This is a genomic window from Streptomyces sp. NPDC033131 (genome assembly GCF_055578365.1).
In genome coordinates this window covers 1-8,418 of sequence record NZ_JBVIPA010000096.1, presented here as the reverse complement: position 1 = coordinate 8,418, position 8,418 = coordinate 1, and the positions used below count along the sequence as shown (strand labels likewise).

General features: G+C 69.0%; 6 protein-coding genes and 1 pseudogene. 2 read left to right on the top strand and 5 right to left on the bottom strand.

The window, feature by feature from the left end; genetic code table 11:
* Window positions 1–104: 104 nt before the first annotated feature.
* Both ACZ5XS_RS45470 and ACZ5XS_RS45465 read left to right on the top strand, forming a co-directional pair.
* Window positions 105–506 carry a hypothetical protein gene (locus tag ACZ5XS_RS45470; RefSeq protein WP_468661594.1) on the top strand — a complete coding sequence of 134 codons (402 nt, stop codon included), beginning with the start codon at window positions 105–107 and terminating at the stop codon, window positions 504–506.
* Window positions 472–1,125 (top strand): annotated as a pseudogene (locus ACZ5XS_RS45465) (hypothetical protein); the annotation flags it as partial. The gene ACZ5XS_RS45470 and the pseudogene ACZ5XS_RS45465, both read left to right, overlap by 35 nt.
* Window positions 1,126–1,243: 118 nt before the next feature.
* On the opposite strand, the gene yjfF reads toward ACZ5XS_RS45465, so the two are convergent.
* The 5 genes from yjfF to ACZ5XS_RS45440 form a co-directional block, all read right to left on the bottom strand.
* Entirely contained in the window at window positions 1,244–2,272 is a 1,029-nt protein-coding gene (gene yjfF, locus ACZ5XS_RS45460) for a galactofuranose ABC transporter, permease protein YjfF (protein WP_468661593.1), read from the bottom strand.
* Window positions 2,269–3,360: an ABC transporter permease gene (locus ACZ5XS_RS45455; protein ID WP_468661592.1), complete on the bottom strand. Its 1,092-nt coding sequence runs from the start codon at window positions 3,358–3,360 to the stop codon at window positions 2,269–2,271. The genes yjfF and ACZ5XS_RS45455 overlap by 4 nt, the downstream gene beginning before the upstream one ends.
* Window positions 3,357–4,895: a sugar ABC transporter ATP-binding protein gene (locus ACZ5XS_RS45450; protein ID WP_468661591.1), complete on the bottom strand. Its 1,539-nt coding sequence runs from the start codon at window positions 4,893–4,895 to the stop codon at window positions 3,357–3,359. The genes ACZ5XS_RS45455 and ACZ5XS_RS45450 overlap by 4 nt, the downstream gene beginning before the upstream one ends.
* Before the next feature lie 97 nt (window positions 4,896–4,992).
* On the bottom strand, window positions 4,993–5,997 hold the full coding sequence (locus tag ACZ5XS_RS45445) for an ABC transporter substrate-binding protein (protein ID WP_468661590.1): 1,005 nt from the start codon (window positions 5,995–5,997) through the stop codon (window positions 4,993–4,995).
* A gap of 131 nt (window positions 5,998–6,128) precedes the next feature.
* On the bottom strand, window positions 6,129–7,202 hold the full coding sequence (locus ACZ5XS_RS45440; protein ID WP_468661589.1) for a LacI family DNA-binding transcriptional regulator: 1,074 nt from the start codon (window positions 7,200–7,202) through the stop codon (window positions 6,129–6,131).
* Window positions 7,203–8,418: the final 1,216 nt, after the last annotated feature.

Below are 8,418 nucleotides of genomic sequence, written 5' to 3'. Positions count from 1 at the left end.
AGACGCCGAATCGCCCTGGAGGCGATTCGCCTTTCCCTGCCCTGCTCCGCAGGAGCTTCGTTTCCTCCCCGGCTGAAGGCCGGGGTATCCACGAACGAATCACGATGAAGGGCAAGATCGCGCTGGGCGCCGTCGTCGGAGTCGTCGTGATCGGCGCCGTGTCGGCGAACGCCGGAGACGGCGGATCCGGCAAGAGCAGCAAGAGCGGCAAGGGCTCTTCGGCCTCCGCGCAGAGCAAGCCCGGCGGGAAGAAGAGCAAGGACGCGGGGACGACGAAGGTCGTGGAGAAGAAGATCGCGTTCTCGGGGGACGGCGACTTCGAGGTCGGTACGGACCTCAAGCCCGGCACCTACCGCACCACCGGCAACAGCGACGGCCTGTGCTACTGGGAGCGGGCCAAGGACGCCGAGCACTCGATGGACTCGATCGTCGCCAACAACAACGTGAACGGCACGGCCGTCGTCGGCCACGCCGAAGGACCCCTTCGCCGGACTGAGCGGCGGTGAGATCGCCGAGCGGGCGATGGAGGCGACCACGGGTGCCTCGTCGCTGCGCATGAAGGGCGACATCCCCGACGAGGAGAGCGGCGGCACGCTCCGGATCGACATGGCCCTGGACAAGAAGGGCGAGTGCGCCGGCACGATGAGCGTCGGCGGCCAGGGCGAGGCCGAGTTGATAAAAACCGGCGACACCGTCTACATGAAGTACGACGAGGCGTTCCTGCGCGCCCAGAGCGAGGGCGAGTCCCAGGCGGACACCGACGCGGCCGTCGAGCTGCTGGCCGGCAAGTGGACCAAGATGTCCGCGAAGGGCCAGGACGCCAAGGACATCGCGAGCTTCTGCGACCTGGCCACGGTCCTCGGCGACGCCGAGGACGGCCGCTCGGACGCGACCCGCGGCAAGACCACCACCGTCGACGGCGCGCCCGCGATCGTCCTGCGGGAGAAGGACGGCAAGGACCGTTACACGCTGTACGTCGCCACCGAGGGCGGACCGTATCTGCTGCGGGTGGACAGCACGTCCGGCATGGATGCGGGCTCGCTCACCTTCACCGACTTCGACGAGCCGGTCCCGGCGCAGCGACCCGGCGGCGACATCGTGGACCTGGACGCGCTGGGCGGCTGATCCGGCCGGGCGCTCCCGCCGCACCGCACCACATGCGCCGGCCGCTCGCCCCGCCTCCACGGGTGTGGAGGCGGGGCGAGCGGCCGGGTGCGCAGGTGGCCGGGAGCGTCCGGAGCGGTCAGGTTTTCTTCCGGGCCGTCATGGCGCGCTGGATGAGGATGAAGGCGCACAGCAGCACACCCGTGGCGATCTTCGTCCACCAGGAGCTGAGCGTGCCCTCGAACTGGATGATGCTCTTGATCAGGCCCAGCACCAGGACACCGAACAGGGTGCCCAGCACATAGCCGGAGCCGCCCGTCAGCAGCGTGCCGCCGATGACGACCGCGGCGATCGCGTCGAGCTCCATGCCGGTGGCGTGCAGCGGGTCACCGGACTGGATGTACAGGGTGAACAGCAGGCCGGCCAGAGCCGAGCAGAAGCCGCTCACGGTGTACACGGCGATCTTCGTGCCGCCCTGCGGAAGGCCCATCAGCAGTGCCGACTGCTCGTTGCCGCCGATGGCGTACACCCGGCGTCCGAAGCGCGTGTAGTGCAGCACGTAGAACGCCACGGCCAGCACGACCAGCGCGATGATGGCGCCGATCGACAGGAAGGCCCCGCCCAGTGACACCTGTGCCTGGGCCATGCTGCTCACCGAGGAGTCGCCGATGGAGATCGACTCCTTGCTGATGACCAGGCACAGGCCCCGGAAGAGGAAGAGTCCGGCGAGGGTGACGATGAAGGGCTGGATCTCGAAGTTGTGGATCACGTAGCCCATGACGAAACCGCCGAGCGCGCCCACGGCCAGGGCCATGGGTATCACCAGCAGGATCGGCAGGCCCTGACGTTCCACCAGCCAGGCCGTGAACATGGTGGTGAAGCCGATCACCGAGCCCACGGACAGGTCGATCCCGCCGGACAGGATGACGAAGGTGGCTCCGACGGCGGCGACCAGCAGGTAGCCGTTGTCGATGAACAGGTTCAGGAAGACCTGCGGTTCGCCGAAGCCGTAGTTGGCGTAGCGGCTCAGTCCGCCGACGTACATCGCCAGGAAGAGCGCGGCCGTCACCAGGACGGGCAGGCGCCGGTCGCCGAGCAGACGCGCGGCCTTGGACGCCGTACGGCTTTCCGGCGCCGGCGCCGCGGGGGTCTTGGTGGTCGCGCTCATCGCGACACCTCCATGGTGGGAGCGGCCTCGGGCGTCGCGGCGGTGTCCGTCGGAGCCGCGGACCGGCGCCCCTTGAGGCCCTTCGCGCCGAAGACCTTGGCGCGGAACTTCGGGGACTGCAGCAGGCAGACGACGATGACGACGACGGCCTTGAAGACCAGGTTGGTCTGGGTGGGCACGCCGATGGTGTAGATCGTGGTGGTCAGGGTCTGGATGACGAGGGCGCCGATGACCGTGCCGCCGATGGAGAACCGGCCGCCCAGCAGCGAGGTGCCGCCGATCACGACGGCGAGGATGGCGTCCAGCTCGATCCACAGGCCGGCGTTGTTGCCGTCGGCGGCCGAGGTGTTGGAGCTGATCATCAGGCCGGCGATGCCCGCGCACAGCGCGCAGAACACGTACACCATGATCTTGATGCGCAGGGACCTGATGCCGACCAGGCGGCTGGCCTCGGCGTTGCCGCCGACCGACTCGACGAGCAGGCCGAGGGCCGTGCGCCGGGTCAGGGCGACGGTGATGGCGACGACCGCGGCCACCACGAAGATGGAGAAGGGCAGGGTCAGCCAGTAGCCGCCGCCGATGAGCTTGTACGGCTCGCTGTTGATCGTGATGATCTGGCCGTCGGTGATCAGCTGGGCGACACCGCGTCCGGCGACCATGATGATCAGCGTGGCGATGATCGGCTGGATGCCCATCCGGGCGACCAGGAAGCCGTTCCAGAGGCCGCAGACGACCGCGGCCAGCAGGCCCAGGCCCATCGCGAGCAGCACCCCGGACAGGGCGCTCTGGTCGGCCTGGTCGCTGATGTACGAACAGGTCAGTGCCCCGGTGATCGCGACCACGGCGCCGACCGAGAGGTCGATGCCGCCGGTGGCGATGACCAGGGTCATGCCGACCGCCACCAGGATGAGGGGCGATCCGAACAGCACGATCGAGACGAGGCTGCCGTAGAGGTGGCCGTCCGTCATCTTGATCGCGAAGAAGTCGGGGGTGAAGGGAACGTTGATGAGCAGCAGGACGACCAGCACGGCGACCGGCCAGAACAGGTGATGCTGCGTCAGCGCTCGCCATCGGGGTGTGGTGGTCACTGGTGTTCTCCGCTCGCGATGGTCTCCAGGATCCGGGTGGGGGTGATCTCGGGCCCGTTGGCGATCTGTGCGACCAGCTTGCGGTCGCGCAGCACGCCGATGGTGTGGCTGAGCCGGAGCACCTCCTCCAGCTCGGCCGCGATGTACAGCACGGACATGCCTTCCTCGGAGAGCGAGACCACGAGTTTCTGGATCTCCGCCTTGGCGCCGACGTCGATGCCGCGCGTCGGCTCGTCCAGGATCAGCAGCTTCGGCTGGGTGATGAGCCAGCGGGCGAGCAGCACCTTCTGCTGGTTGCCGCCGCTGAGCTGGCCGACGCGGGCCTCGGGGTTGGCGGGGCGGATGTCCAGCGCCTTGATGTACTTGGCGACGAGTTCGTCGCGCTGGGCGGCCGGGATGGGCCGGGTCCAGCCGCGCGAGGCCTGCAGGGCGAGGATGATGTTCTCCCGCACCGTCAGGTCCGGCACCAGGCCCTCGGCCTTGCGGTTCTCCGAGCAGAACGCGACGCCCGCGCCGATCGCGTCGTTCGGGGCGCTCATCGAGACCGGCTTGCCGCCGATGGTGACCTTGCCGCTGTCCGGCTGGTCGGCGCCGAAGAGCAGCCGCGCGAGTTCGGTACGCCCGGAGCCGAGCAGGCCGGCCAGTCCGACGACCTCGCCCTTCTTGATCTCCAGGTCGAAGGGGGCGATGGCGCCGGTCCTGCCGAGGCCGTCGGCGTGGACCAGCGGTTCGCCGACGTCGGCGCGCAGCTGGTGGTCGTGGAGCTCCTCCAGCTGGTCCAGGGCCTTGCCGATCATCAGCTGGACGAGGCCGACCTGGTCGAGGTCGCCGACCATGTGCTCGCCGACGAGGGTGCCGTTGCGCAGGACGGTCATCCGGTCGCAGATCTCGTAGATCTGGTCGAGGAAGTGCGAGACGAACAGGATCGCGACGCCTTCGTCCCTGAGCTGCCGCATCAGGCGGAACAGTTCGAGGACCTCGTCGCGGTCGAGGCTGGACGTCGGCTCGTCGAGGACCAGCACCTTGGTGCCGGCGCCCGCGCCGTCGCTGTCGCCGGTGCCCACCGACCGTACGATCGCGACCAGTTGCTGTACGGCCAGCGGGTACGAGGACAGGGGCGCGGTCACGTCGATGTCGAGGCCGAGCCGGTCGACGAGCTCCGCCGCCTCCTGGCGCATGCGCTTCCACTGGATGCGGCCGAAGCGGGTGGGTTCACGTCCGATGAAGATGTTCTCCGCCACGGACAGGTTGGGGCAGAGGTTCACCTCCTGGTAGACCGTGCTGATGCCGGCCTGCTGCGCCTGCAGCGGGCTGTCGATCCGCACGGACCGGCCGTCGAGGGTGACCGTGCCGCCGTCCAGCGAGTAGACGCCGGTCAGCACCTTGATGAGGGTGGACTTCCCGGCCCCGTTCTCGCCCATCAGGGCGTGGATCTCGCCGGGGAAGAGCCGGAAGTCGACACCCGACAGAGCCCGTACCCCCGGAAACTCTTTGACTATGCCCGTCATCTCCAGGACGGGCAGCGGCTCTGCCATGGCAGCGCTCCTCATGGATTTCGTTCAGGCCCGCAGGGAGCCCCCTGGACCGAGGGATTCGGTCGGCGGAGGGCTCCCTGCCGGTGGGTGCGGTCGGTCAGTACTTGCGAGTGGGGAGCGCGGCCTTGGCCTGGTCCTGCATGAAGTCGCTCTCCTTGGTCTTGATCCAGCGCTCGACCGTCTCGCCGTCCTTGACCTTCTGGACGACCTCCATCAGCTGCGGGCCGAGCAGCGGGTTGCACTCGACGATGGCGTTGATCTTGCCCTCGGACATGGCGACGAAGCCGTCCTTCACGCCGTCGACCGTGACGATGAGGATGTCCTTGCCGGGCTTCTTGCCGGCCGCCTCGATGGCCTGGATGGCGCCGATGCCCATGTCGTCGTTGTGCGCGAACAGCACGTCGATGTCCGGGTTGGACTGCAGGAAGGCCGCCATGACCTGCTTGCCGCCGGCGCGGGTGAAGTCACCGGTCTGGCTGACGACGATCTTCCAGTCGTCTGCGTGGTCGGCGTCCATGACCTCCTTGAAGCCCTTGGCGCGCTCGATCGCGGGGGCGGCACCGGTGGTGCCCTCCAGCTGTGCGATCTTGACGGCGCCCTTGTGGCCGGCCTTCTCGAGGACCTTCTCCAGGATCTTGGCCGCGCGCCGGCCCTCGTCCGTGAAGTCCGAGCCGACGAGCGTGACGTACAGGGACTCGTCGGAGGTCTCGACGGAGCGGTCGGTGAGGACCACGGGGATCTTCTTGGCCTTGGCTTCCTTCAGCACCGCGTCCCAGCCGGTGACGACCACCGGCGAGAAGGCTATGACGTCCACGCCCTGGGTGATGTAGCTGCGGATCGCGGAGATCTGGTTCTCCTGCTTCTGCTGCGCGTCGGAGAACTTGAGGTTGTAACCCGCCTCCTTGGCGGCCGCCTTCACCGAGTCGGTGTTGGCGCTGCGCCAGCCGCTCTCCGAGCCGACCTGGGAGAAGCCGAGGGTGATCGTCTTGCTGCCACCGGCGGAGGTGGAGCCGGAGGAGTCGTCCTCCTTGGCGCACGCGGCGAGGCCGCCCGCAGCCGCCACGCCGACCGCCGCAGTGAGGAAGTTCCTTCTGTTGAGCATGTGCTTCTCCTTTGAAGTGCTGGTCCGGACGGACCGCTCGTACTCGATGGGACCGGCCACACTGCGTCCAGCCTGTCGATCATCGTTCGGGATATCGACCGCACCAAGAGGTGGAAACGGTCGGTGCCGGTTCAGGTGGGAGCACCCTCCGGTACAGGGGTGATGCTCCGGGTGGTGTGTTGAGGGGTGTGAGGGAAGGTGCTGGCGCGTACGACGAGTTGGGGCTCGACGGCGATCCGGGACGCCCCGGGGTGTGCCCGGCCCTCGATGAGGTCCAGGAGCAGGGCGATGCTGTGCTTGCCCACGGCCGAGAAGTCCTGCCGGACCGTGGTGAGCGGGGGCGCGAAGAACTCCGACTCAGGTATGTCGTCGAAGCCGACCACGGCGACATCCTCGGGAGTGCGCACACCCGCTTCCCGCAGGGCCCGCAAGACCCCCAGCGCCATCTGGTCGTTGGCGACGAAGACCGCGGTCAGCCCCCGTCCCACCCAGCCCGCCAGTTCCTGGCCGGCCCGGTATCCCGACAGCGGACTCCAGTCTCCGCGCAGCGTCAACGGCGGCTCGATCCCGCCCGCTTCGAGGGTCGCCCGCCAGCCGGCCGCCCGGTCGGCGGCCTCCTGCCAGTCGTCGGGCCCGGCGAGATGCCAGACCGTGCGGTGACCGGCCGCCAGGAGGTGCCCGGTGGCCAGCCGTGCGCCCAGGTGTTGGTCCACGGTGACGCAGGGGATGCCCAGTTCGGCCCCGCTCCCCACGGTCACCACCGGGAACGGATGACGCAGTCCGGCCAGGGCCTCGACCGCCGATCGCTGGGGGGCGATGGCGACGACTCCCTCCACCCCGCCGTCGCCGAGGTGGTCCAGGGCTTCGGAGAGGGTGTCGACGGTCAGCTTGCGCACGCTGACCGTGGAGACGAGGTACCCCTCGGCCCGTGCCGCCTCCTCGAGCGCGAACAGGGTGCTGGCCGGTCCGTAGAGGGTGGTGTCGGAGGCGACCACACCCAGGGTGCGGGTGCGGCGGGTGGCCAGGGCTCGCGCGGAGGAGTTGCGCCGGTAGCCCATCTCCTCGATGGCGCGCAGCACCTTGGCCCTGGTCTGGTCCCGGACGTTGGGGTGGTCGGCCAGCACCCGCGACACGGTCTGGTGGGACACGCCCGCCTGTCGTGCGACGTCGGCCATGGTGGGCGGCCGAAGCTGCGGTTGAGCCACGGCCGTACCTCCTTGGCTGTCGTCTGCTGATAAGACCTGCCGTGCGTGCGGATGTTGTCGCGTGGACGGGTTCACGGCGGCCCCTGTGGCAGCCGTGCCGCCCGACGGGCCGGCAACCGTCCGTGCGGTCCGTCGCTTCCTGCCGGGGAGGCGAGCCGGGGCCTTGTGGTCATGTGGTCGCACCTCCACGGTGGGTCGCTTCGCCGACTGTTGAGCGTGGAGGTCATTGTGAGCGCTAACAATTCCTGGCGGTCAAGAGGATTGCAGCGGGAAGTCGTCACGGTTAAATAACGTGCCGGTACGGCCGGGCTCGCAGCGATCACCGGCACCGGCGGAACCGGCCCTCCGCGGCAAAGGCCCCGGCCAAAAGGGGTTGACGCACCTGCGGAGCGACCCTATCTTCAGCAACGATACTTCGAACTGTGTCCGAAGTATCGAATGTGGGCGTTGTTCATGGGCACCACCGGAGGAACATCCGCGACCTTGCCGGGCCATTGGCCGCTTGCTCCACCACAACAGGGGACAGGCCGACGCCGGGCCGATCCATCGGCACGCACCTCAGTGGAGTGACACTGCGTCGTCCGACCGGACCCGTACTGGTTCCGCGCCTCCCCCCTCGCCGTGCCCCAGCCGTCGGCGACCTCGCTCCCTCGACGAAGCGCACACGGCACCCGTGGCACCGAGCCCGCGCACGACCGCGTCCCGCGGCTGCGCACCCGGCGGCTGGTTCCACGAGGGTCCCTGGCACCCACCTCGGCCGAACTCACCGCTCGTTCCGGCGCATCAGGCAGTGGGAAACTCTCGGCGAGGTCGAGGTCGAGGTCGAGGTAGCGGTAGCGGTCGAGGGCGTGGTCGCGGTCGCGGTCGCGGGCGTGGAGGCATCCAGGCGGGCGCCGGCCGCGCCCTGTGGGCCCTGTCCTCGGGGGCGGCTACGCGGCTCCCCTTCTGTCACCTGCGCACGCTCTCGGCGGTGTCCAGCGCGTTGCGGCCCGGCCACCCCGGGCCCTTTCTCCGTACACAGGTATGAGGCATCCGGAGTCGGGCCTCGGGATACCCGAGGCCCGACTCCGGGCGCTGGTCCACCGGCTAGGACGGCTGGGACCGGCTAGCACCGGCCAGGACCGGCTAAGGGGTCCTTTCACTATGAGCGTCCGATCAGGTCGCGTGGTCTGGTGCCGTGCATCGCAAGGCGCCGGAGCGGCCTCGATGGGGGTCC